Source organism: Bacillus sp. FSL K6-1338 (assembly GCF_038006965.1).
In the GTDB taxonomy this organism is placed as follows: Bacteria; Bacillota; Bacilli; order Bacillales; family Bacillaceae_G; genus Bacillus_A; species Bacillus_A thuringiensis_S.
Genome location: NZ_JBBOWI010000001.1, coordinates 349093 through 371822, shown reverse-complemented (window position 1 = coordinate 371822; position 22730 = coordinate 349093). Strand labels below are relative to the sequence as shown.

Genomic DNA, 22730 nt, shown 5'->3' with positions numbered 1-22730 from the left:
CCTCCTTTTGCACAAAAGAAAATAAACCCAAATCTAAAAGACTGAGTTTCTTGCTTGTGCTCTATTTTGATATTCAGTTACATACGGATGGCTCACACGCGCTATTTCCCTTCCTTCTAGTATGACCGGAATTTCAATATAAGTAGGTTCTGGTTTTATATATGGTTGCTTATCTGGATTATCATTGTCAGGTCTGTATTGTATGACATTCGGATTGTCAGATAACACTTCTCTCCACCTGGAAAGATTACCAACATCGTTGATTGAAAGTCCTTCAAAGCGTTCCATTTGACGTCCAATTTCTCTTACCATATCACGCATACTTTCAGGGATATGAGTGATCCAATCGTTTTGCCAATCTCCATCTACAAAGATTGCATTAAAATACTTTGTTAGTGGGTCATCACCTTGGAAACTAAATATTTCTTCTGGTTTTATAGAACGAATACTATCAATAGCCCCTGATACTGTATCTTGTAATGCATTTCGTACGACAGAATATTGCGTTTTAATCCCTTCTGCAATTCCACTTGCCATTTGAACGCCTGTAAATAGCATTTTATTTGAACTACTACCTAACGCTAATTCATTTACTAAAGCATTATTTGCCCTTGAACCAAGAGTACGACTCTCACGTTCAGCCATATAAGATCCTTTTTGAATACCTAGAGCAAATCCTTCACTAAAAGGTTTACCACCTTGATCACGTGTCAATCTTGATGGAGAGTTTACATTAAGTGTAGCCTTTAACGCCATAAAAGCACTTTGAGCTAAAGCTGACGCTACATTTTTTACATTCCATTCTCCATTAGAAATACCTTTAGCAAACCCACTAGAAAATGCTTCACCTGGGCTAGTAGTACTAACGCTTTTCAGACCAGAATTACCACTTTCCGCTACATTAGAACCGCTCGATCTCGCTTGCCCTTTTGTATTTTCCATACCTTGCGCAAACTGACTACCACCTTTTTGACCTTGTGGAGTACCATTGATTGTATTAAAACCAGCATGAGCCGAAGTAACGGCTTCTAGAGCACTTCCTCTGATATAACCTTTTTGATTTACAATACCACTCCCGAATCCTTGTCCCCCTTGATTACCTGCTGGGTTACCATTGATTGTGTTAAAACCGGTATGAGCACTAGCAACCACTTGCAAAGCGCTCCCCCTGATATAACCATCTTGACTTATTATCCCTCGCCCTAGTTCGCTGCCACTCTTACTTCCACCACCACCATCTGTAGTACTTCCCATGATACCCTCTACGGCTTGTTTCTTTCCTGTTGCCGCATTCTCAGGAGCTGTATTACCAGAAATACCATTAGCCTGCGTTTGACTAATATCAGATCCAACTTGCGTTAAATCTAACTTCGCTCCATTTTCAACTAGTAAAGCAATTGCTTTCGCTGCTAACTCAGCGTTAATGGAGCCGTTTTGCATACCTTGAACGAGTGTCTGTACATTAAATTGTCCAGCTTCACCAAGATCCACTTGAACATTACTTTTAATATCTAGCCCCATAGTCTGTGCGACTTGTGGTAAAGATAATGCCCCAATTTGCATTCCATTAATTAAAGTTTGAATGTTATTCTGACCTTCTTGAGTAGCGTCAACATTCATTCCGTTTTTAACGTTTTGTTGAAAGAATTGGAATACAGTATCAAAAGATAAAGTCCCTGTTTGAAGTCCTGTAATCCACGAGTCCATTGTCATTTTCCCGTAGATTCCTAAATCAATTGTGGTATTACCTTGCATATTCTTACTTAGGAATTCTCTTACTTCACCAGTATCTTTTGTTTTAATACCATCAATCCATTTTTGCATGGATTCAATACCACTTTGTGATAAATCCACTTTATAAACTTCTTTTAATTTATTAGCATTTGCGGTTGCTACAGCTGAAGAATCTAATTCACCCTTTTGAAGTTTCTGTAAGAATGTATCAATTGTGAACTGTCCAGCTGGCCCTAAATCAATTTTCATTTTGCCATCAATTTCTTTTGCCATTGATTCGGCTAACAATCTAGATGATTCTGTACCCTTTTGTAATTCAGAAAGATACATTCCTATACTTTCAATTTTAGATTTGCCATATTGCAACTCGTATCGAAGCAATTTATCTTGATAATCTTTTTCGGCTTTCTCTTGATCACTTCTAAAGCGTTGTTCCAAATCAGCCGATTTTTCACGGAATCCATATGCCGCTTTGAATCTTTCGCCCCATCCCTTATCTTCTGCTTCTATCCTTTTAGCTTGTGATGCCAAAACTTCTGAATCTTCTTCCTTCATATGTTGCTGTAACACTTTAAATCCATCATTTCTAATTGTCTGCAAGTCATTTACATGCTTCGATTCATAAAGTGCAATAGCATCTAATGTTGCTTTTCTTTCTTCCGGTTTAATTTCACCTAATTTAAACGCTTTTTCTACATTTTCGCGCCAACCTTTGGTTTGCTTTTCTAAAGATTTAACACCATCTTCATATACCTTTATGATGCTTTCAAACCGTTTTTTACCAGCATCTAAAGATAGCATCCCTCCAGCTTCAATCTCTTTCGAAATAGACGTGATTTCCTTTGCTTTTGTGTAAAACTGTTGAACGTTTTTATCAGCAACCTGTAATGCTTGTTCGAATTTTTGAGCGAAATCTTTGGGCATCTTCATGGTATCTCCTTGATACCTTTTAATACCCTCTTCCAAAATCTTTTCCGCTTGTGTAGCAACTTCAATCTCTTTATTAATGGATTCAATGACATTATTTTTCACTTGTTCTAGGGTTTGTTTAGCACCCTCAGGAACAGTTCCCATCAACTGACTAAACATTTTATTGAATTCGCTTTTCTTTCCTTCTAACTCTTTAATAACTTCATTTGTCATTCTTTGAAAAGCTTTAATGGTTTCGTCCGCTGCTTTATTCGCTTCTTCACCTGTTTTAAGTTTTAAATCCATCATGTTATTGATAGCTTTATCTTTTAGATCTACATAAGCACCAGCTGCTTTACTCGTTGCGTCACTTACTCTTTTACCAAACTTATCCATATCATTTTGTGCCTGTTTGGATTTTTCGTTCAGATCAACTATTGCTATACCTAGCGCCCCTACAGCAAGAACAGCTCCAGTAATAGCTAAAGCAATCGGGTTTGCTAATAAAGCACCTATCCCCATTGCTAAAAATCCTACAGCTGTTGTTACCCCTGCTATCCCGAAAGCCAATAAAGCACTTTTTGCAATCATTTGTTGTGTCGATTCATCTAAATTGTTAAACCAATCTACGACACCCTGAACACCAGATACTACATCAACTAAAATAGGTAATAACGCATCACCAAATGACTTTTTAAGAGTATCTACAGCACCACTTAATTCTTCAATTTTTCCTTTTGTTGTATTCATCTTTGTCTCGGCAACTTCTAATGCTGTTACCTTTGACATTTCCGTATACATATTTTTCACACCATCTGAGCCCTCTTTATAAAGAATATTAGCAGCACGAATAGCATCTGAACCAAACAATGTATACATGTACGACTGTCTTTGCTCAGCCGTTAATCCTTGCATTGCCATTTGAAGAATTTCAGCAATATCGGACATTTCTTTCAAATTACCATTTGAATCGAAAAAGGCATTTGTCATAATACCCGTTTCAAAAGTTAATTTTTGAAACGCCTTCTCTGCTTTTTCAGATCCAACCTTCACACCTGCTTGTTTTGCTGCGTACTCAGATAAAGCACCAGTTACATCTTTAAATGAATTTGAAGTTGGCTTAATCCCTCTTTCTCCAAGAAACTGCATTGCTTTGCCAGTATCGATTGTTATTAATCCCAAATCACTAAACATATCGTAAGCTTCATTAGATTTTGGAATTAAGTTTGCTAACATTGTCTTCAATGACGTACCTGCATCAGAACCTTTTAAGCCGTTCTGTGCAAATAAAGCTAATGCCGTTGTTGTATCTTTAAAACTAAGTCCCACACCAGATGCAACCGCTGAAACCATTGATAACCCAAACTTCATTTCTCCAACACTAGTTGCTGAAGCATTTGCTGCACCAGCTAATAGATCAGCTGCTTGAGCTACTGATAAATTATCATCCTTAAATGCATTTAGAGCTGTAGAAGCAATTTCTGCTGCATCCCCCAATTCTAATTCTCCAGCTGTCGCTAAGTTCAAGGCACCCTCTAAACCGCCGTTAATAATGTCAGTTAGACTTACCCCTGCTTTAATTAGCTCTTCAATACCTTGCCCTGCTTCCACAGATGAATATTTTGTTTTTTCTCCCATCTGTACTGCAAGTTCGCTAATTTTCTTCATTTCATCGCCAGTTGCACCAGAAACTGCTTGAATATCAGCCATCTTCTGCTCGAAATTCATAGATTCCTTTACAGCCATCGCAAGTCCAGCACCAATAACCCCAGTCATGGCTGCAAAGGTAGTACCGACCTGTCCACCTACATCTTGCATTTTATTTCCTGTATCGCGCATCCGTTCTCCGGTACGATGAAGACGATTTTGTTGCTCGGCCAATTCACGGTTCGTTTCTCTTATTTCATTTTGAATCCGCTCTTGAGCTGTTTCAGCACGATTCATAGCAATCGTATTGTTATCGATTTGTGTATTTAATCGTTGGAGCGCTTGACCGTTTGATGTATATTCAGCTTGAAGTTGTTTTAATTCTTGCTTTAATTGCTTTGCTTCTTGTGAATTACGTCCGAAATTCTGGACAGCCTGATTATACTGTGTTTCAAGACGTTCCATTGATGCTGCCAACGTTAAATTTGAAGCTTGTAATTGTTCTTGTTTTTGTCTTGCTTGTTCAATCTTTTGGCGGTAATGTTCCACCTTTTGTCCTTGTAATGTGAATTTTTCATTCAAATGAGTTAATTTATTTTGTAACTGTTCAACAGAATTACCAAGTAATCTAGCTCTTTCACTCGTTAAATTGAACTCTGAATCTAACAAACGTAAACCACGATTGATTCCTGCCACTCCATTTTCAAAGCGTTGGGTATCAAGCGTAACTCGTGCACCAATCTCCATATCTCCAGCCATTTGTCTCACCTACCTTTATAACCAATCTGGGGCCTGGTTTGCTGTTCGGACTACATTTTTATCTTCTTGCTTTTTCTTATAAGCTAATGTTTTAAAGAAAAGTACTAGATCCATCTGATTAATATCTGTTTGGGACATACCAGAATCTTGTAACATACTATATATACCTAACATCATTTCTGTTGGTTTGAACGGTTCTTTCTGTTCCTCTGTCTCTTTTTTTTTGCTGCATCTGTCTTTGAGTCAATAGCATTAATAACTGCCACAGCCTCGGCGATACGACCTACAATCGCTAAACAAATTGCATAGATAGTTGATGTTAAAAACCAAATGTGTACTCCCTCAAGGAACTCTTCCACTGTAAACCGATTTCCAAACACTTTAACAACAAAGTGAGTAGCTTCTTTTAGCACATCAAAACGAACATTTTCAACATTTAATTTCTCTGTCCATTCAGCTGCTTCAAAACCGTCAGTAGACGAAATGTATGTTGGTAAAAAGAAAGTTTTTTTACCAGTGGGTAGATTTAAAACCAATTTAAACGATTCTGTCTTTTGATTTTCTTGCATAATTGAATCTCCCTTCATAAATAAAGGGCACAGCATTAAGCTGTACCCTTTTTATAATTTTATTTGCTAAGTGATGGTGCTGTTTCTGTTGGTGGTGCTGGAACTGTTTTAAACCAGTTCGATGCAACAGCAGCATCGTATCCTGTTTCTTCTTCATCTAAACGATGTCTCCAATTTCCATCTGAACGTTGGATCGCTTTGCACTTAATTTTAGCTGATTGGAAAGTCGGTTTGTCTTCGGCTGTCTTGTGTTCATCTTCAGGAATTTCAAATTTCGTTTTGTAGTAGCAATAAAAACGATTTTTCCCATTGTCTTTTGGTAAACGATATAATAACGCTACATATGGAGCAACATCATTTACATTATCAATTACCTGACCTTTAATTAGTTTCTTCCCTAATAATTCAGCGTAAGTAGATAATGAAATATCTGCTGTTTCTAGTTCAATCTCCACACCACCAAAGGCACTTGCTGTTGCTAGCGGCCCTCCTTCTGCATAGAACGTTACGGATTCATTTTTAGGTGAAGCCTTGCCACTTACTGCATCTCCAATTTTCTTAGGTGCTGCATACGTAAACTTACCATCTGGTGTTTCTGTCAAAATCGCATAATGTAAATCTCTAAAATCGACTGCAATTGCCATATTTGTTTTCCTCCTAAATTTTTAATTCTGTACGAAACCTCATACCATAATGATAGATTTTCGTATCTGGTTCATATAAATTTGCTGTTGTAATACGCTGAAATCCTATATTTTTCATAGAAGTGTTTACCGCTTCTTTTAAATCACCCTTCACAGGGCTAAAGGACCAAATATCTACTTGAAATAAAATAGTGCTAGTAGATTCCGCACCCTCCGCGTATCTGCTAGCACTATTATCTAACTCAGAATAAGTAATCCATGTTTTTCCGTTATCGTCACCACGAATCATATTGTAGATATATTCTCCACCAATTTTGTCTACAATAAAAGGCGTTGTAAGTGCACGTAAAACATCTTTTTCTAAAAATCTCATACAATATGCAACGCCGTTGCAAAGACATTTCGCATCTCATGAACTGCCTTTACTTCTGTGTGAGTTACTGTCTTCTCTATAAACCCTTTATGTGGTGGATGTGGCATTTTACTGGTTCCCCAGTTTTGGAATTTCATATAAAAGTGTGGGGAATTATCATCTCTCTCCCACCCCACACTAATTGATTTGACTCCATTCCTAGTTTTTATTTTTCCGACAAGCACCTCGTCCTTTGCATGTTTACCTGTTCTCCATGATTCTTTTGGTGAAGGTGGTTTTGGATGTGCACTTATAGGACTTTCTATCTCTAAAGCATCCCTTACTACCTCAGCGCCTTTCTTTAATGCTGAGTTTTCAATTGTTTTTACACTTCTTCCTAAAGCTTCAAAACGTTGAATCGCTTCTTGTATCCCAAAGGTTGTTACTTCTGCCATATAGATCGCTCCTCGCACACCAAGCATGTCTCTTTATGTTGTTCATCAACATCTACAACAGCTTTTATTTCAAAGAGTCGGTCATCATATAAGACTCGCATTTTCGAATCAATTCCCCCACGAAATCGAATAAAAAAATTCACTGTACGTACCGCATTTTCAGTATTTCCAGCGAATATTTCATAGTTAAATCCCTTTCCAAATGGTGTTTTTGCTCTTGCCCAAACAGTGACAACATCCTTCCATTCTGGTGGAATTGGATTCCCTTCTTCATCTTTTTTATTTGTAATTTCCTGTTGAATTGTTATTCTTTTATTTAATTTACTTGGATTCATGATTATCACCGTTATTATAGTCCCTTAATTGTAATATGGTAGTTTCTAATGACTGTTTTAACGCAGGGACATTTAATGATTTATCTTGATTCTCATAGTTTAATAAAACATGTGTAATTACCGCTATTTTGTAAAGGGCCTTTTCACTTTCAGGAACACCAGAACCTAGTAAGGCTTCTTTTGCTCCATCAATTAGAAGTTGAATAACTGTATCCTCTTCATTCCCATCAATTTTTAATTTTCCTTTTATAAGCTCCAGCATGCTATCACCTACGATCCTAAAGCACTTGTTTTCGCTGATAATTCAACTCTTAACGTTGAACTTAATCCGTTATTCCCAACAGCTTTCACTTGATAAGAATATGTTGTATCACCTGTTAATCCTGTATCTTTATAAGTTGTTGCTACTGACGTTCCTACTTGTTTGCCATTACGTAATATTTGATATTCTCTAATGCCCCCATCATACACAACAGGAGACCAACTAATGTTGGCCGTTGTTACTGTTGTAGAATCAACTTTTAATCCTGTTGGCGCTTGGGGTTCCTTAGGGCTGGGCAACTACCTTCGCAATACGGAACGCTGATTTGAGTTTGATTTTATGATCTAGCCACGCTGTAAGAACAAACAATTCTACACCACTATCCACATCTTTATCACGATCATATAACATATTTAGATCATAGTTGAAGTGAGAATAACGGAAATCCCCTACAATAGGGTCAGTTGCGTTATCACAGAAAACAACAGGTTTTCCTAATACCTGCTCTGGTTGAGCACTATATAATGTTGCATTCCCGTTTGCTAAAAGCTCAATAATATCCGAGTAATCTTTATATGTCATTAAAACTCTCGCATTAGCGCGAAAATCTTCATGTAAATCAGCAATCGAATCCTTGATTGCTTTTAATTTTGTAGCTGCTGAAATTTCTTTAATGCCTACTTTATAGAATGACATTGACTCTTCTCCGTTTTTGGGAGTTTTGGCAAACGCAACTTTCTTTTCTTTCGCTGCTAGACCGCTTTGTAAGGCTAAATCTACTGTTTGTACTAGATTAGTATCTGTACCGTTTAAAATAGTCTCAGAAACTTTTGCTTTTACTTTAAATTTATGACGACTAAATGTTACAACGTCACCTTCTGTCTTTATTTCCTTAGCTGTTGCTTCATCTGCAACAAAGTCATCATCATCTAATGTGAAATCAATTTTCGGAACTTCTAAATTAGTAATATTTGTGAATGTAGAAGTATCACGAAGTGGGTTTTTAACAAACGGTTCATGTAAAAGTTCAGTTGTTAATGTAGATGGTAAAAACTTTTCACCACCTGTAGAGTTATTATCTCCTAAAGCCATTCTTGCATCTTCAGAAATTGATCGTTGGCGAATTGTAGCACGAATCAATTCAGCTTTTGCTACAGTCATTTTTTGTTTTGGATCTTCAATAGATTGCATATTGTTTTGAGTTTGGAATTTTGCTTTTTGTTCAGCTTCCATCGTATCATGTTGATCTTTAATTACATCAAAACGCATCTGTAGGTCTTTCTTTGATTGTTGTAAAGTTTGAATACTTTCCATTGTTGCAGATGGATCGATAGCCTTTTGTGCCAAATCACTTTCTACTTTTTGAAGTTGCTGACCGATAGTAGATAAATTTTGCTTTAATTCAAATAAGGTATTACTTGAAAAGTATTGGAAGTTACCAAGAGATAATCGAAATTTATTTTTCATTTTCATAAATGAATTCCTCCTAAAATTGTTTTTATATAATTTGCATTTGCTTTCGCTTCTTCAGCAATTTCTTGACGTTTCTTCATTTCTACATTTGAAATAACTGTACTTTTCTGCTCAACCAATTGCTGAGGGACATTTTTATATTTTGCAAAGAAGTCCTTGTTAACTGATGCAGACATTTGATTTTCTTCTTCTACTACATCACATAAACCATATTCAAATGCTTGATCTGCCGAAAGCCAAGTTTCTGCATCTAGCATTTCTTTAAGTTTTTCTTCAGTAAGCTTATCCCCAGCTTTTTGTAAGTACGTTTGCATGCTTGAATTACCAATACGGTCAAGATCGTCTGCTGCCTTTCTTAATTCTGTTGCATTGCCTTCTACCCATGTCCATGGATTATGGATCATCATCATACTATTTTTAGGCATATAAATAGTGTCACCCGCCATTGCGATGACACTTGCAATTGAAGCTGCTAAAGCATCTACATATACGTTTACCTTTGCACTATGGCGTTTTAACATATTGTAGATAGCTATTCCTTCGAATACAGAACCTCCCGGTGAATTAACATGAAGATTAATTATTGAAACATCGCTTAGTTCATCGAGATCATCTTTAAATGTATTAGATGATACATCCTCGGGAAAATAGTCCTCCCACACCCATCTAACAATATCTCCGTAAATGAAAATATCTGCTGAACTATTATCTGTAGACATTTTCATTTCCCAAAACTTTTGACTTTGGTTATTCTTCTTTTGCTTTCCCATTATCTTTCACCCCCTTCCGTTGAGTAGGATCCATGTCAATTGGATATAGATCACCGCTTACCCAAAGTTTTGAAGCATTACCACCCACAGGCGGCTCATCTTCTTTTTGACGAACATCATCTTGTGATAACCATCCACTCCTAATTGCCGCTTGATAATAAGCTGTTCTTGAAGCTGTATCGCCTCTTAACAGCCCTCCAAGGTTGAATTTAAAGTAATGACCTTCTTGCCGTTCTTTTTTATTTAGCAACTTACGATTCATCTCTTGCTCGTACTGACGAACAATAGGAGTCAAAGTCATTTGAACAAATTGAATCATCAGCTGTTCATTACTGCTATAACTTTGTCCTTCCGTGTCATTTAAAAATGTAACCGGAACGTTAAAAACGTTAGCAACCCGTGAACGTGTAATTCGTTCTGATGCTAACGTATCTGAAGCGAAGTATTTCCGCTCCATTTCTTCTATATTCACACCTGGTTCCCTGAATAAAATACCACCATTCTCTTGATAAAATCGTCTAAAATCATCAATAATTTTTTGTCTCTTATCATTATCTACCTGTGTTGCATAATCCAAAATAAAACTATCTTTCTTCTGCATTTCTGACAAACTAAATTCTTGTACTGCCTTATCATATTCAAGAGTATTTCTCAAAACATCAATTGGACAGATACCTTTCCACCTTGAAATACCTGTGATGTGTTTGACATGAAACATGTTCATATTGTGGATGTAATACGTTCCTTCAATTCCACGTACCTCATACCACAAATTATTATCATCCGTATTTAAAAAAGGCGTTACATAAGAAGATTCGATAGGGATTAATGATTCCACTTGAAATCGAATATCACGAATAATAGCTGCATATCCATTTCCAGTTTCATTTCTTGAAACTTCAATTTTATTTATCCATTCAAATCCAGTCATGTTTGGATTTGGTTCATTCATCACAACATCCGACACTTGATTAACAACAGTGTCATAATCCTTATAAAGCTTTAACGGCAAAGATGCTACCGTATTAGATAATCTGCTAATCACACTAAAAATCGTCTCATTTGTAGCTAGCTTTGCATTATCAATACCCCAAAACTTCCTTCCAAACCATGAAGAAAAATTATATCCAGCACCTTTCCATCCCAATGATGCTCCTTTAATCGCTCCCTTAACACGATTAATCAGTTTCAATGTCTCACCGCCTTTCTATTTAAAAAGATCGTTAACTGATATAAATTCAATATTTCCATCACCTTGTAATTGAGATAACATAGGAATTACTTCTGTATGAGCATTTAAAAACGCTGCAAAACCATCAATCTTACGATATTTACTCTGTTTAGATGGTAAAAAGTTCCCGTTCCTGTCTTCCACAAGCTTTACATTGTTCATATACCAACGGAAAAGGCGGTTTTTATTACTGATTATTTTTCCGTCCAACAACAATTCTTTTACGTCCTTTAATGCTGGACTTAAAGTTAAATGCCCTTGCCGAACTGGTTCGGTTTTAAATCCATACGCTTTCAAATCTTCATTTAAACGGTAAGCATTAGCTGGATCATAAGTAATTTTCTTTATGAAATATTGTTCGGATTGCTCGACAAACCAATCATAAACATACTCATATTTCACATACTCACCAGGGATAATAGTGAGCCAACCTTTGTCTTTAAACTCTTTGAAACTAATATTTTCGTTATCACGATCAACTTTAGCCTGCGGAACCCAACTATGAGATAGCACAAAAACATTTCCATCCTCTAGAGGAAACTCTAAACAAGCGCTTGTAAAATCTTCTGTTGCAGATAAATCATAACCTGCAACACATTCTTTACCAGCTAATCCCTTCATATCAATAACTTCTTCATTCCTTTTTAATATCTCAATACCAACAAAGGACATTTCATCATTATCAACAAAGATGTTAAATTGTTTTGTAATCCAGTCATTCTTTTCAGCATCCGTATGCTTGTCTGTATTCCAATCATCAATAAGCGATGGAAGATCTAGCGAAACTCCCATATTTGGATTTGCTTTAATCCATAGTTCGGGATTCTCAATTTCATCCACGCTATCCATTTCAGCCATGAAATAAAACTTTCTATCTTGGTCGATAACCCCTTCCAAAACATCAGTTGCAATTTCATAGTATTGAACAAGTGGTCCTTCAAGCTGATATCCTGCCGTAGTGATATAAACAATCATTGGTTGTTTACGTGCACCACGTGATTTTTTTATAACATTAATTAACTTAAAGTTTTTGAATTCATGTATCTCATCAAAAATACCAAGGTGTGTATTTAATCCGTCTAGTTTCTTACTATCCGATGCACGAGGTTCAATTTTAGAATGCGTTTTATCATGGAAAATCCCTTTCTGATTTTCGCGTAAATGTTTCCGAAGAAAGGGTGATTTTTGAACCATTGCACGACTTTCATCAAACAATTCTCCAGCTTGTTGTTTTGTGTTTGCCAAAACATAAACCCGAGCACCTGGCTCATTATCTTTAGCAACAGCATAATTAGACAAACCAGAAATCATTGTTGTTTTTCCGTTTTTACGGCCAATAAAAATAAGGCCCTCACGAAAGCGCCTATAACTTGTATCTTTATGAACCCATCCATACAAAGAACCTATAACAAAGTGCTGCCACGGTTGTAGAACTAATCTTTTATAATCACCTTTTGACGGGCGACAGAACTTTTCGATATATCGTATAGGTCGATGAGCTTTTTCTTCATCGAATATCCAAGGAAATTCCTCAGTACCCTGTCTCTTCAAATCATTTAGATGACGTTGACAAGACAAGATATTTTTCTTACTGGCTTTTATGTTTCCCTTCACAACTTGTTCTGCATACCAAGTTGTTCTTAGTTCAGGAGATGGATCTACTAAAATATTAAAATGCTGTATCTGTTCATTCCGCCAATTTTTATACCACTTGGCTATTTCAGATGGCTTAGAAGTCGTCGAAATCATCATCAGAATCTCCAGTTAGCTCTTCCTGAAGTTTTTTACGACTTGCCCCAGTCAATCCTAGTTCCCCTAGATATTGACGAATCTGCTGTAAATACTTAGGTATCTCGGATATCAAAGGGTGCTTAGTCAGATTGGTAGCATTGGCCTTATTTGTATGCTCCATTGTTAGTCCTTCTTTTTTCACATTACCTGCCATCTCTCTAAACATTTGATAACTGAAAGCAATCGCTTCAACTATAATAGGATCATTGATATCAGCCTTCCCTTCACCTTCTAAAACAGACCAAATACGAATCCAAGTATCTTTTCCTACCTTTTTTAAATGCGTAGGTGGTTTCCTCTCAATCAATCCTTTATCCACGATATCACCTCACTTACATTTTATGGATAAAAAGTACTTGTTCGGAAATAAAGAGCTCTTATTTTCAGGGTTTACCCCCCTTTAGAAAAATCACTTGCGCTACCCACGAAGGGGGCGTCCGGTCTGGGCGGAAACGGCTCTGAATAATAAAAGGAGGGGGGCTATATGAATTCTTTGTTCGCTTTTACTTTTACGAACTGAATCTTTCTTTTATTTTTCTTTTTCCCTCCACCCTTTTCAGGATGTTCTTTATTATGACATGCATTACATAAACTAATTAAGTTATCTAATGTTAATGCAAGTTCAGGATATTCGCTTCTTTCTTTGATATGATGAACCATATCAGCAGGTACTGGCATCAATGGATCATGCTTCATGCACTCTTGGCAACGGTAGTTATCTCGTATCAGCGCTAGCTCTCTACATCTCCGCCAAGCTGTACTGTCATAGAACTTCTTCGCTTCTTTATCCCGCTTGTATTTATCGTAGAACTTTCGTTGTTGTTTTCTTTTATTTTCAGTCATTATCTTGGGCTGTTGTACGAGCTATGGCTTCACCATCCAAATATAATTCAACAGTTTCAACCGCTCCTGTATACTTGTTCATAACCTTTTCTAACTTCTCGAATGCACTTACACATTCATTGATAGCTAATGTAAGTTCTTCAACATTTGCTTTTGCTTCTGTTGTATCAATATCAATGTGAGCTGAAACAATATTTTGTTTTTCCATCCTTCATTCCTCCAAAATAAAAAGCACCCTTTACGAGTGCTTTAATGATCCAATATATTTATTAACTCTTTCATTACCTAACTTCCAATACTCTTCATCCATCTCAAAACCAATGTAATTGCGTTTAGTATTAATACATGCTATGGCAGTTGTAAAACTACCCATACAATTGTCTAATACTATTTCGCCTTCCTTTGTATAAGTCTTTATTAGGTATTCAAATAAAGCTACAGGCTTTTGTGTTGGATGAAACGTTTTGCTATCCCGCGGAAAATCAATAACTGATTTAGGATAATTGGTATACTTTGTAACATGCACTTTACTCAACGATTCATTGTTTCCCTTACCAAATATCTTTAGTTTTTTCGATGTACCCTTTTGATATATTGGTTTATCCAATAAGATTAAATCTTGCGGATAATACTTAGGCAACTTCTTGTAAAATACTAGTACATTTTCATGGTTTTTTAGCGGCATTCTATTTGCGTTTGGAAACCCTGTTACATGATTCCCTTTCTTCCAAATCCATTCATAACGGAACAATTTCATATTTGATGAAATTAACTTTGTAGTAAATGGCTGGCTTGCAGTTAATAAGATAGCTCCATTATCTTTTATAATTCTTTCGTACTGCTGCCACAATAAATCAAAAGGAATAATACTATCCCATTTACAAGCAGTAGTTCCGTAAGGTAAATCACAAAGAATCATATCAATAGATTTATCCTCAATCATTTTCATACCTTCTAAACAATCCATATTAAAAACTTGATTCAACATTTTCTATCCCGTCCATTTCCTTAATCTAATTTATGAATACATTTGGAGTGTTTTAGATTTAGAATCTGGTACGTGAAGTTTTACACTTCTTCCAATCACCTAATATAGTTATATAGCTGTTCATTGAACAATATTAAGTAACTGGAAGAAGAGCAAAAGCTCTTCCTAATAACGGTACCATTCAATCATTACCATCTGCTGGTTTCGGATTTTATGTGCCATCATTACGAAATCGTTTAGACAACATATAGTTTATAAAGGAACATTGTGAGTTATGTTTTCCGCCACTTCTCACAATACAAATATATCATGTTAAAAACCAAAACGTGTTCGTAAATAGTTCGCAAATAGTCCGCGAATAGTTCACGTTTTTCATCTTCTCTTTTTCTCCTCAGTTAACAATCTTGGGTTTGTTACTATGACCGACCAATCTTTACCAGAACTCCAATCAATACCTCCTATTAATTCAATATCATCTCCTGCACCATTAATAATTGGAGAATAAAATTCTCGCCTTGCTTCCGCATCACTTACTAATATCTCTCGTAAATTCTGCTCCACTTCATCATAAATTACCGAACCGCAATTTACCCCATCAATACTTCCTGCACTTTTTTTCATCGTTTTTCAGCCTCTTTTCGCATAGTTTTGATTAGTTATGATCTTTTATTCTTAAAAATGAATTAGCTATAAACTAGATTGTGTTAAATTCCCCTATTCCGTTTAACCTTAGATATACCAATCTCTTTCTCATTTTATAAAAATGAATTTGACACTTTCAGTTTAACGCTAATTCAATAAGTGATAAAAAAATAAAGGAGCTAGATTCTAAACTTCCTTTGATAATCATTTAATGTATCTTGCTCCATCCCAATGTATCTCAATGTTTCTTTCTGATCTGTATGATTTAACATCTTTTGCAAGGCAACTACATCTTTAAATTGTTTGTAATGGTGATACCCATATGTCTTTCTAAGTGAATGAGTACCGATACGTTCCAACCCAAACTCTTCTGCCGCTTGATTCAATATGACATATGCCATTGCACGAGTAATCGGTTTGTTTTTTCCGTTCCTACTCTTAATCAGGTATTCATTCTTTGGCTTTCCTTCAGTATAATTTCTGATGGCTCTCTTCAGCTCTGAAGGCATCTTCACATCTTTAATCTTTCTTGTTTTCTTTTCGCGTATTACAATATTCCAACCTTCCACATCACGAACACGTAAACGCAAGATGTCCGATATCCTGAATCCTGTATTAATACCAAGAAGAAACAGAATGTAGTTCCTCTCATTCTGCTTCTTATAGAATTCCTTTATTTCTTGTATTATTTCTTTATCACGAATCGGCTGTACAATGTTCATACTACTTCTACCTCTTCATTTTGCGCCTTTTGTTTAAATACTTCTTTTCGCAAACTGAAAGCTAAACGTAATAAAGCTTTTCCTTTCACCTTATAATACGTGGTTCTACCCAATCTCACTTCATCCATAATGTCTGGATCGTATCCCTTCTCTTCTTCCATATAATACATATGAATGATCTGTCTTTCTCTTTTTGGTAATCTGTTAACAGCCCTATGAACCCAATTCATAAATTTATCTCTAGCCATTTCATATTGCAGCCTTTCAATTGCTATGTTTTCTGTAGAACTGTTGAATTCATTCGTTACAGATGGAGGAACAATTGAATATGATGCGGTTACTTTAGGTAAAATGTCACTTGGCATTTGAGATAAATACATACGATACTCCTCAAATACTTTTTCAACTTCATTTTTTGTCTCTTCTTCATCTAAAACAGGCATTTTAAATGTTAATTGTTTATTCATATTAAATTCCTCCATTGTTATTATTTTTGTCTTAATGCTCCACGTCTACGCTCGTAACAAGGTCTATGCATCCCCATTAAATCTTCAATGTCACGAGTACTTAATTTTTCTTTTCGTTTTTTCTTATTTTTCTTCTTTACTTGTTTTGATTGCTTTTTTCCATTCACGTAGCTGATCCTTTAACACCTTCATTTCCCCATCTCCCTTTTCAAAATAAAAAGGACACCTATTCGTAAAACAGCCTTAATTGCTGTTTTAATGAATTGGTGTCCTCTAGTTTTCTAGCCGGACTGTATTCTGTTTGCGTTCACTTTAAAATACCAGCTTGTACAAAAATGTTTCTCCAAGCTTTATTAACTTGATACTTCTCCACTTCTTTTGTGCGACGAGCAATTGCTTTTCTAATCTTTCTTTTCTTTAAACTAGCCATTTCTCTTAACCTCACTTTCTATTTTCGACCGTATCTACATTCGGAAACATAGATAACACTGGTACCCTATAACCGCGTAATTTAAATTCATATTTCTCTCCATTGTTAACTTTCGCTTGAACATCTGCTGAATCGAATTTCATCATAAACACACTATCTTTATTTACAATTACCTTTTCTGAACTATCATCTTGTTTGACAACAATATAAAATTTATCGTGATCGTTACTTCTCTTTGTATATTTATCGATCACTTCCCCTTTAACTGTTGTTACATGCGTATAATTAATCACTTCAAAAACAATTGAAAACAATATTATTGCAGCAATTGCTATAAGACCAAACCACTCTTTACTTTTCATCTTGTAACCTCACTTTCTATTAAAAGGATTATTTTGTTCAAATTTAATTCCCCTTAAATAAAGAAATTCTATATAATGTAATTAACAACTATAAGGAGATGTAATAATTGTTAAAATTCTTATACATAATAATTTTTCTTTATATTATATTTTTAATTTCTTATTTAATATTCGATTATATAAAAAAGGAGAAACTTAAAAAAATTTATATAGAAGAACTTCGCCAATCAAGTATTTATGAGATTGATCTTATGAATGGACGACAATTTGAAGAATACTTGAGTTACTTATACGAATTCTTCGGATACCAAACAGAAGTTACAAAAGGATCTGGTGACTTTGGAGCTGATTTAATCCTAAAAGATAATAACGAAACAATCATTGTGCAAGCAAAACGTTATAGTAATAAAGTTGGCCTCCAAGCTGTTCAAGAAATCGTTGCAGCAAAAAAATACTATAATGCTAACCATGCATGGGTTGTAACTAATAATTATTTCACAGCACCAGCACGTAAATTAGCTGATGCTAATGATGTTTTACTTGTAGATCGTGATTTACTGGTAAAATTAAGTGCACAAATGAATCGTCAAACCAATCAGCAACCGATAGACTTAGAACAGAGCAGCTATTAAAAGCTGACTGTTCTTTTTTCTTTAAAATGAAATTTTTATTAAAAACCGAACATTATCCGTAAACTGCAGCTGCAAACTTAAATCAAATTCCGAACATTAATACTCATAGCTAATATTATTTGCTTCCATCCAGTTTTCTCTTTCTACTTGTGCGATCATTTCTTGCTCCGCTTCAATCTCTAAACGCTCTTGCTCATTCCAAGTGTCTTTCATTTCAAATTCTCCTTTTCTAATAAAATAGCGTTTTTATTCAGTTTTCTTTGTTTAAATGCATTTCTAAAACTTGTTTTTCATTCCGAACCATTTCTAATGCTGATTCCAAGTTATACTCCAACCTCTTTAAATCATCTATTCTATTTTCAACCTGAACAGTTGAAACGAAATCATATACATTCGCCCCCATAGTACCGAATGATAATTTTATTTTTGCCTTTGGATAGAAACCACTCATCTTCATTCCCCTTTTATGCCAAATAACTACTTTGTTTTGTTTTCAGCTAAATACATTTCAATAACTCTTTCTTTTGTAATAACATCCATTCTGACCATTAAATCAACATCTACTTCTCCGTCACCGAACCAATATTTTGCTTTTTCCCATAACTTTTCCGTCTTTTTCTTCTTTCCCATAAATCAACTCTCCTTTTGATTAAAATAACGCTTTTGTATTAAACCTCAATAGTTAAGTTAATAGCCCCAACTTGATCTAAACTTACTAATAAGTTCTCTGCTACTAACTTTTCCTTTCCATCAGTAGCGACTGCAATTTGCTCTCCATCTACAGTAATTATTGTTTGATTCCCAACGTATTCAATTTTTACATCCTTCATATTCCACAGCTCCTTTTCTCCAAAATAACACTTTTGTTTAGTTTCTTTCCGAACGTGGTGTGTACACTAAAACAGGTTCTATTAATCCTGGTGCATAAAATGTTGTCTCGCCGCAATATGGACATAGATTTTCATAATTGCTATTCACTTCTTGCAAACTAATTTTTCCGCATTCACCCTCCACGCATTTCATCTCATATAAAACTATCTCAGCCATTACTATCTCTCCTTTTATTCAGTTTCTAACTTTTTAACCCATTGTATGTTTTCATTTATTTTGTTCTGATTTTCGTTCATTTCGTAAAGCAACTGACTTTGTCGTCTACATAGTCTTTCTGTCTCTTTGTTAATTTCTTTTATAATATCTTCCTTTGAATGCTCCATCTTTCACACCCATTTCTATACAAAATTCAAATTTGGTCTTACTTTAATAGATCTGAATCCACACTTTTCCCTCTATGTTGATTTAAGATAGTCTCTAATGCAATTGCTGTTCCCTCATTCGCAATCCATTGACCACGATAGTAACCTGATAAACCTAAATCTCCAGCTTCATACGCTTTGTCTGATTCCTTTCTGTTTTCCATCGCTGATTGTTGCAATTGATTTATATATTCCTTGATTACTTCCTTCATTATCTCCAGCTCCTTTTCTAATTCCTTCAGTTTCTCACAATCGATTTCTCGAATCGTACTGAGGCATTTTTTCCAGTTCTAATTACTGGTGTTGATACAGCCTTTTCTATATCCCATTTTCTAGTGATTACTCTTGTCATAAACGTGCTATAGCCAATTCCATTGGGCTTAGCTCGTTCTAACCACACTTTTCCCAAACCTTTTCTTTTTATAGCTGGTTTCGTAGAGGCCTCTTGATATCCCCAACCGCTATTTAATCTACTGTAAAATGTAGCTGCGTTTATCCCATTCGCCTCAGCGATTCTACGCCATTTCGTGTGCACTCCCTCAAACTTGTTATGTCTTACGCTTCCTGGCGGTGCTGTTAATGCTTCTTCTAAATCCCAATCCGCTTCATAAACACGATAATGTAACGTTTTCCTACTAATTCCATTAGATAAAGCCCTTGCATATTCTTCATCGGTTAACCATCGATTTAAAGCCGCCACCATACTCCCTCCTAATCGAGTGCCAAAAATTCTGTCCTAGTACGATTTGAATGAGTTATCCTAATCTTCTGAATACACTTGCCGTGCTCTTCTAACGCTGCATTCCAAGCTTCCACTTCAGTTTTAGCATCAAAACAATCCATTTTTTGTCGTTCTTCTTTATCGTAAAAATGCACTTCAAAACTTGGATTTAAAAACTTTTCACTGGTGCTTATGGCGTTGTAGCAAAAACTCCCTATTACATCATCAATCGATAATTGCTTCATAATCGCATCTCCAGTTATTTGATTTTTTCCGTATACGTAGTTGATACGCGATCAACCTTCCCACTTTGCCACGTAATGATTTGTTCACCAAATCCTGTTGCTGGAGGATTCAGCGGAGTAACTTCACCATTTTTGACCACGTAAATTTTATTATCATTAACATCGATTTCAACTTTCGTAGGCTTCATACGACTGAAATCCCCCTTTTTTTTGTTAGCTAACTTTTTGTTGCTGTTTACGTTGTAACTCTTGTTTCATTAACTCAAATTTAATTAAGTATGCTTTCCAACGCTTATCATTTTCTTCTTGCTGTTGCTTTGCTACTTCACAGTTACAACCTTCCGTTAGAGTTACACCTGAATAAATTTCTTTACGAATAATTCCTTTATCACGACATAATACACACATGCCTATTCCTCCTTAATAGATTCTTTTTCCACTCAAACCTACTATTTTGGTATAATCTCCCTTGAAGGGAGGGAAGTTTAATGAAAGATATTGTATTTACTTTAGAGTTTGATGATGATTCCGCTAACTCAAGAGCCAACAATTATTTAGAAAAAGGTTGGACCTTACTGCATGTTGGCACCAAGGTAATTGATCTCTACAATGAGCAAACATACTACAACACCGCCTATGTTGTAGGTGCTAATCAAGAACAATATGATGCGTATAAAAAAGAATTAGAAGAAGACAAATTCGAGCTAATTTAAGGCTTTTTGCAAGAATTATGAATTACACTTTTGTAAAGCTCTTCATCAGCTAGATGAAGGGCCTTATTTACCTCCACATAACTCAACTCACTTTTTAAGCATTCTTCTTTAATTTTCATCAATAAATTTTCTGTACTTCTTTTAAGCTCTTCTCTTTTAATACTTGTTGGCATTCCATCAGTTAATTGGATTTTTTTCATTTTTTATTCCTCCTTATTAGAAACCTAAATTTGCAAGTCTTTGGTCAGCTGTTGTGAATTTCAAAACCTTTGAATCACCTAATAAGCGACTAACGGTTTTAGCATCATATTTATTAAAAAGTTGTTTTCCAGTAAAGTTTGTAGTGGTAAATGTACTCATTCCTTGTCTAGCGTTTGATACTGCATATAAAAGACGTTGGATGAAATCTGAAGCTTGTCTATTGGAATCTGTCGAACCACTTTCCGCCCCAAGATCATCCAATACTACAAAATCAGCTCGGCCAATCAATTGAACGAAATATTGAAGTGTATATTTACTACTCTTATCATCGAAAGAATCCATAATCATCCTTGTTATTGCTTCTAATTCCACATATAAACAACTTTTCATAAGATGATAGTTTTCTTCCTCCTGACTGATATCCCAGAAATATTGATTTAATTCATGAAGCATGCTGTATGCTAGGAAACTTTTTGCCGTCCCTTGATTTCCCGTAAATACAACTTTTCTAATTTCCCCGTTCTTTAAATCCTCCAAAGTCTCTTCTACAGCCTTCTTGTGACTAATCGTTTCATCACAATCGATTCTGTAATCAGATAATCTCGAAAGAGGAATTTTCTTATTTGTAATAACGCTTGCCTTTTCCAACATGTTAAATTTCTGTAAACGGCTAATCTTCTTATAATGAGCATTAGCTTGTTCTTCCAAAACTTTGTTGTTTTGTTCAACTACACATCTAGGGCAAACAACTTGCCCTTTATATTCAATCATTTGAACTGGCTTAATAATTTTTTGTCCACCTATTTCATATGAGTGATTCATACATTGATCAGAATGGTAAGTCACCTTCGATTCCAGGGATTCCGCCAGTTTTTTCATTGGTGTTGCCATTTCTATTCGCTCCTTTTTTACCTTTGTTCTTAAACTCTATTTCTGCTGCATTAACATCAGCTAAAGTACGAATGTTTTTATTAACCCACTGTTTTAAAATGCCCTCAGCATAATTCCATTTCTTCTGTTGTTTCAAAGCACGCTCCATAGCTGCTTGTACAAGTTCTTCGCTTGTATCGTTTACCCATTGTGAAATACTTTCAGCTATGAATGAATTTAAAATACCGAAATTATTTTCGTAGAAAGAGAAGATGCTACTACTACTTTGTATATTAGTATTTTGTTTATTAGTACTTAGTTCTTTAGTACTTAGTAGCGGTTGATTTTCTACTGGTAGATTCTCCACCGGTGGTTTTTCCACTAGTTGATTTTCTACTAGTGGTTTTTCGACTTGTGGTACTTCGTATATAATCGTTTCCCATTTACTAATCTTTCCGTTTTCTCCTTTAATCGGGAACCGCTTAACATAACCACATTCCTTTAATTCCTTCATTCCAGCTTTCAAACTTGCTATCCCATCCTTAGAATGCTTTGTTACTTCTTCCATATAAAAAATCCAATCATCTGGAAGTGTAAGAATATATGCTAAAATTCCTTTCGCTTTCCAACTTAACCTTGTATCTTTAAGACCTGTATTATTTATTGTCGTATAGTTCTTATCTTTATTAACTCGAAAAGTAGCCATTCAT

At 35.4% G+C, this 22730-nt stretch carries 37 protein-coding genes; 2 read left to right on the top strand and 35 right to left on the bottom strand.

The features are described 5' to 3' along the window. Positions 1-33: 33 nt before the first annotated feature. The 23 genes from NZ044_RS02105 to NZ044_RS01995 form a co-directional block, all read right to left on the bottom strand. Positions 34-5049 carry a phage tail tape measure protein gene (locus NZ044_RS02105; RefSeq protein ID WP_340949495.1) on the bottom strand — a complete coding sequence of 1672 codons (5016 nt, stop codon included), beginning with the start codon at positions 5047-5049 and terminating at the stop codon, positions 34-36. A gap of 15 nt (positions 5050-5064) precedes the next feature. After that, complete coding sequence (locus NZ044_RS02100) at positions 5065-5205, bottom strand: hypothetical protein (protein ID WP_000938714.1); 141 nt, start codon at positions 5203-5205, stop codon at positions 5065-5067. 17 nt (positions 5206-5222) lie between these two features. Beyond that, a complete protein-coding gene (gpG, locus tag NZ044_RS02095; protein ID WP_101336129.1) occupies positions 5223-5618 on the bottom strand; it encodes a phage tail assembly chaperone G in 396 nt (131 codons plus the stop codon). A 59-nt stretch (positions 5619-5677) separates the two neighbouring features. After that, complete coding sequence (locus NZ044_RS02090) at positions 5678-6262, bottom strand: major tail protein (protein ID WP_101336130.1); 585 nt, start codon at positions 6260-6262, stop codon at positions 5678-5680. A gap of 13 nt (positions 6263-6275) precedes the next feature. Then, positions 6276-6635, bottom strand: coding sequence for a structural protein (locus NZ044_RS02085; RefSeq protein ID WP_101336131.1), 360 nt, complete (start codon positions 6633-6635; stop codon positions 6276-6278). Next, on the bottom strand, positions 6632-7069 hold the full coding sequence (locus NZ044_RS02080; RefSeq protein ID WP_340949491.1) for an HK97-gp10 family putative phage morphogenesis protein: 438 nt from the start codon (positions 7067-7069) through the stop codon (positions 6632-6634). The genes NZ044_RS02085 and NZ044_RS02080 overlap by 4 nt, the downstream gene beginning before the upstream one ends. After that, a complete protein-coding gene (locus tag NZ044_RS02075; protein WP_340949490.1) occupies positions 7057-7404 on the bottom strand; it encodes a phage head closure protein in 348 nt (115 codons plus the stop codon). The genes NZ044_RS02080 and NZ044_RS02075 overlap by 13 nt, the downstream gene beginning before the upstream one ends. Next, entirely contained in the window at positions 7391-7666 is a 276-nt protein-coding gene (locus tag NZ044_RS02070) for a head-tail connector protein (protein WP_000891191.1), read from the bottom strand. The genes NZ044_RS02075 and NZ044_RS02070 overlap by 14 nt, the downstream gene beginning before the upstream one ends. Positions 7667-7674: 8 nt before the next feature. Then, positions 7675-7965 carry a fibronectin type III domain-containing protein gene (locus NZ044_RS02065; RefSeq protein ID WP_340949487.1) on the bottom strand — a complete coding sequence of 97 codons (291 nt, stop codon included), beginning with the start codon at positions 7963-7965 and terminating at the stop codon, positions 7675-7677. Then, positions 7952-9139 carry a phage major capsid protein gene (locus tag NZ044_RS02060; RefSeq protein WP_101336132.1) on the bottom strand — a complete coding sequence of 396 codons (1188 nt, stop codon included), beginning with the start codon at positions 9137-9139 and terminating at the stop codon, positions 7952-7954. The genes NZ044_RS02065 and NZ044_RS02060 overlap by 14 nt, the downstream gene beginning before the upstream one ends. Next, complete coding sequence (locus NZ044_RS02055) at positions 9136-9909, bottom strand: head maturation protease, ClpP-related (protein WP_340949484.1); 774 nt, start codon at positions 9907-9909, stop codon at positions 9136-9138. Before NZ044_RS02055 ends, NZ044_RS02060 begins: the two co-directional genes overlap by 4 nt. Beyond that, the gene (locus NZ044_RS02050; protein ID WP_101336133.1) at positions 9887-11101 is read right to left on the bottom strand and encodes a phage portal protein; all 1215 of its coding nucleotides are present in this window, start codon (positions 11099-11101) and stop codon (positions 9887-9889) included. Before NZ044_RS02050 ends, NZ044_RS02055 begins: the two co-directional genes overlap by 23 nt. A 15-nt stretch (positions 11102-11116) precedes the next feature. Beyond that, positions 11117-12889 (bottom strand): terminase large subunit, encoded by a 1773-nt coding sequence (locus tag NZ044_RS02045; protein ID WP_277558226.1) that lies wholly within the window; start codon positions 12887-12889, stop codon positions 11117-11119. After that, positions 12870-13250, bottom strand: a complete 381-nt coding sequence (locus tag NZ044_RS02040) for a phage terminase small subunit P27 family (protein WP_101336135.1) — start codon at positions 13248-13250, stop codon at positions 12870-12872. The genes NZ044_RS02045 and NZ044_RS02040 overlap by 20 nt, the downstream gene beginning before the upstream one ends. Positions 13251-13411: 161 nt before the next feature. After that, entirely contained in the window at positions 13412-13774 is a 363-nt protein-coding gene (locus NZ044_RS02035) for an HNH endonuclease (protein ID WP_086400927.1), read from the bottom strand. Continuing rightward, positions 13767-13982 (bottom strand): hypothetical protein, encoded by a 216-nt coding sequence (locus NZ044_RS02030; RefSeq protein ID WP_086400926.1) that lies wholly within the window; start codon positions 13980-13982, stop codon positions 13767-13769. Before NZ044_RS02030 ends, NZ044_RS02035 begins: the two co-directional genes overlap by 8 nt. 30 nt (positions 13983-14012) lie before the next feature. Beyond that, positions 14013-14762, bottom strand: a complete 750-nt coding sequence (locus NZ044_RS02025; RefSeq protein WP_277498192.1) for a DNA-methyltransferase — start codon at positions 14760-14762, stop codon at positions 14013-14015. A gap of 372 nt (positions 14763-15134) precedes the next feature. Continuing rightward, positions 15135-15383 carry a hypothetical protein gene (locus NZ044_RS02020; RefSeq protein WP_335352950.1) on the bottom strand — a complete coding sequence of 83 codons (249 nt, stop codon included), beginning with the start codon at positions 15381-15383 and terminating at the stop codon, positions 15135-15137. A gap of 200 nt (positions 15384-15583) precedes the next feature. Next, the gene (locus NZ044_RS02015) at positions 15584-16126 is read right to left on the bottom strand and encodes a tyrosine-type recombinase/integrase (protein ID WP_001028518.1); all 543 of its coding nucleotides are present in this window, start codon (positions 16124-16126) and stop codon (positions 15584-15586) included. Beyond that, positions 16123-16593, bottom strand: a complete 471-nt coding sequence (locus tag NZ044_RS02010) for an ArpU family phage packaging/lysis transcriptional regulator (RefSeq protein ID WP_086395682.1) — start codon at positions 16591-16593, stop codon at positions 16123-16125. The genes NZ044_RS02015 and NZ044_RS02010 overlap by 4 nt, the downstream gene beginning before the upstream one ends. A gap of 20 nt (positions 16594-16613) precedes the next feature. Continuing rightward, positions 16614-16760, bottom strand: coding sequence for a hypothetical protein (locus NZ044_RS02005; RefSeq protein WP_340950058.1), 147 nt, complete (start codon positions 16758-16760; stop codon positions 16614-16616). Positions 16761-16900: 140 nt separating this feature from the next. Next, positions 16901-17023, bottom strand: coding sequence for a DUF3983 domain-containing protein (locus tag NZ044_RS02000; RefSeq protein WP_078187667.1), 123 nt, complete (start codon positions 17021-17023; stop codon positions 16901-16903). An 11-nt stretch (positions 17024-17034) separates the two neighbouring features. After that, a complete protein-coding gene (locus tag NZ044_RS01995) occupies positions 17035-17385 on the bottom strand; it encodes a hypothetical protein (protein ID WP_000836812.1) in 351 nt (116 codons plus the stop codon). A gap of 251 nt (positions 17386-17636) precedes the next feature. On the opposite strand from NZ044_RS01995, the gene NZ044_RS01990 reads away from it, so the two are divergent. Continuing rightward, positions 17637-18017: a restriction endonuclease gene (locus NZ044_RS01990; protein ID WP_340949471.1), complete on the top strand. Its 381-nt coding sequence runs from the start codon at positions 17637-17639 to the stop codon at positions 18015-18017. A 250-nt stretch (positions 18018-18267) separates the two neighbouring features. Here the strand turns inward: NZ044_RS01990 and NZ044_RS01985 are convergent, their stop codons facing one another. The 9 genes from NZ044_RS01985 to NZ044_RS01945 form a co-directional block, all read right to left on the bottom strand. Next, positions 18268-18468 (bottom strand): hypothetical protein, encoded by a 201-nt coding sequence (locus NZ044_RS01985; protein ID WP_076872884.1) that lies wholly within the window; start codon positions 18466-18468, stop codon positions 18268-18270. Between the two features lie 26 nt (positions 18469-18494). Then, complete coding sequence (locus NZ044_RS01980; protein ID WP_340949468.1) at positions 18495-18647, bottom strand: hypothetical protein; 153 nt, start codon at positions 18645-18647, stop codon at positions 18495-18497. Positions 18648-18685: 38 nt separating this feature from the next. Continuing rightward, positions 18686-18847 carry a hypothetical protein gene (locus NZ044_RS01975; RefSeq protein ID WP_340949467.1) on the bottom strand — a complete coding sequence of 54 codons (162 nt, stop codon included), beginning with the start codon at positions 18845-18847 and terminating at the stop codon, positions 18686-18688. A gap of 37 nt (positions 18848-18884) precedes the next feature. Then, the gene (locus NZ044_RS01970; protein WP_340949465.1) at positions 18885-19064 is read right to left on the bottom strand and encodes a hypothetical protein; all 180 of its coding nucleotides are present in this window, start codon (positions 19062-19064) and stop codon (positions 18885-18887) included. 205 nt (positions 19065-19269) lie between these two features. Further along, entirely contained in the window at positions 19270-19482 is a 213-nt protein-coding gene (locus NZ044_RS01965) for a glyoxalase (RefSeq protein ID WP_149290179.1), read from the bottom strand. 26 nt (positions 19483-19508) lie between these two features. Beyond that, positions 19509-19973, bottom strand: coding sequence for a nucleoside permease (locus NZ044_RS01960; RefSeq protein WP_309459845.1), 465 nt, complete (start codon positions 19971-19973; stop codon positions 19509-19511). An 8-nt stretch (positions 19974-19981) separates the two neighbouring features. Next, positions 19982-20236, bottom strand: coding sequence for a hypothetical protein (locus NZ044_RS01955; protein ID WP_000811696.1), 255 nt, complete (start codon positions 20234-20236; stop codon positions 19982-19984). A 14-nt stretch (positions 20237-20250) separates the two neighbouring features. After that, positions 20251-20424, bottom strand: coding sequence for a DUF3954 domain-containing protein (locus NZ044_RS01950; protein WP_000805170.1), 174 nt, complete (start codon positions 20422-20424; stop codon positions 20251-20253). Between the two features lie 25 nt (positions 20425-20449). Further along, positions 20450-20644 (bottom strand): hypothetical protein, encoded by a 195-nt coding sequence (locus NZ044_RS01945; protein WP_309459846.1) that lies wholly within the window; start codon positions 20642-20644, stop codon positions 20450-20452. A gap of 80 nt (positions 20645-20724) precedes the next feature. Between NZ044_RS01945 and NZ044_RS01940 the strand changes: the two genes are divergently transcribed. After that, positions 20725-20949 carry a hypothetical protein gene (locus NZ044_RS01940; RefSeq protein ID WP_016123364.1) on the top strand — a complete coding sequence of 75 codons (225 nt, stop codon included), beginning with the start codon at positions 20725-20727 and terminating at the stop codon, positions 20947-20949. On the opposite strand, the gene NZ044_RS01935 is transcribed toward NZ044_RS01940, so the two are convergent. The 3 genes from NZ044_RS01935 to NZ044_RS01925 are packed head-to-tail and all read right to left on the bottom strand — an operon-like array spanning position 20946 to position 22726. After that, positions 20946-21149 carry a hypothetical protein gene (locus tag NZ044_RS01935; protein ID WP_016123365.1) on the bottom strand — a complete coding sequence of 68 codons (204 nt, stop codon included), beginning with the start codon at positions 21147-21149 and terminating at the stop codon, positions 20946-20948. The two genes, NZ044_RS01940 and NZ044_RS01935, sit on opposite strands and share 4 nt — an antisense overlap. A 16-nt stretch (positions 21150-21165) precedes the next feature. After that, complete coding sequence (locus NZ044_RS01930) at positions 21166-22041, bottom strand: ATP-binding protein (protein ID WP_340949457.1); 876 nt, start codon at positions 22039-22041, stop codon at positions 21166-21168. Further along, positions 21980-22726, bottom strand: coding sequence for a DnaD domain-containing protein (locus tag NZ044_RS01925; protein WP_340949454.1), 747 nt, complete (start codon positions 22724-22726; stop codon positions 21980-21982). Before NZ044_RS01925 ends, NZ044_RS01930 begins: the two co-directional genes overlap by 62 nt. Positions 22727-22730: the final 4 nt, after the last annotated feature.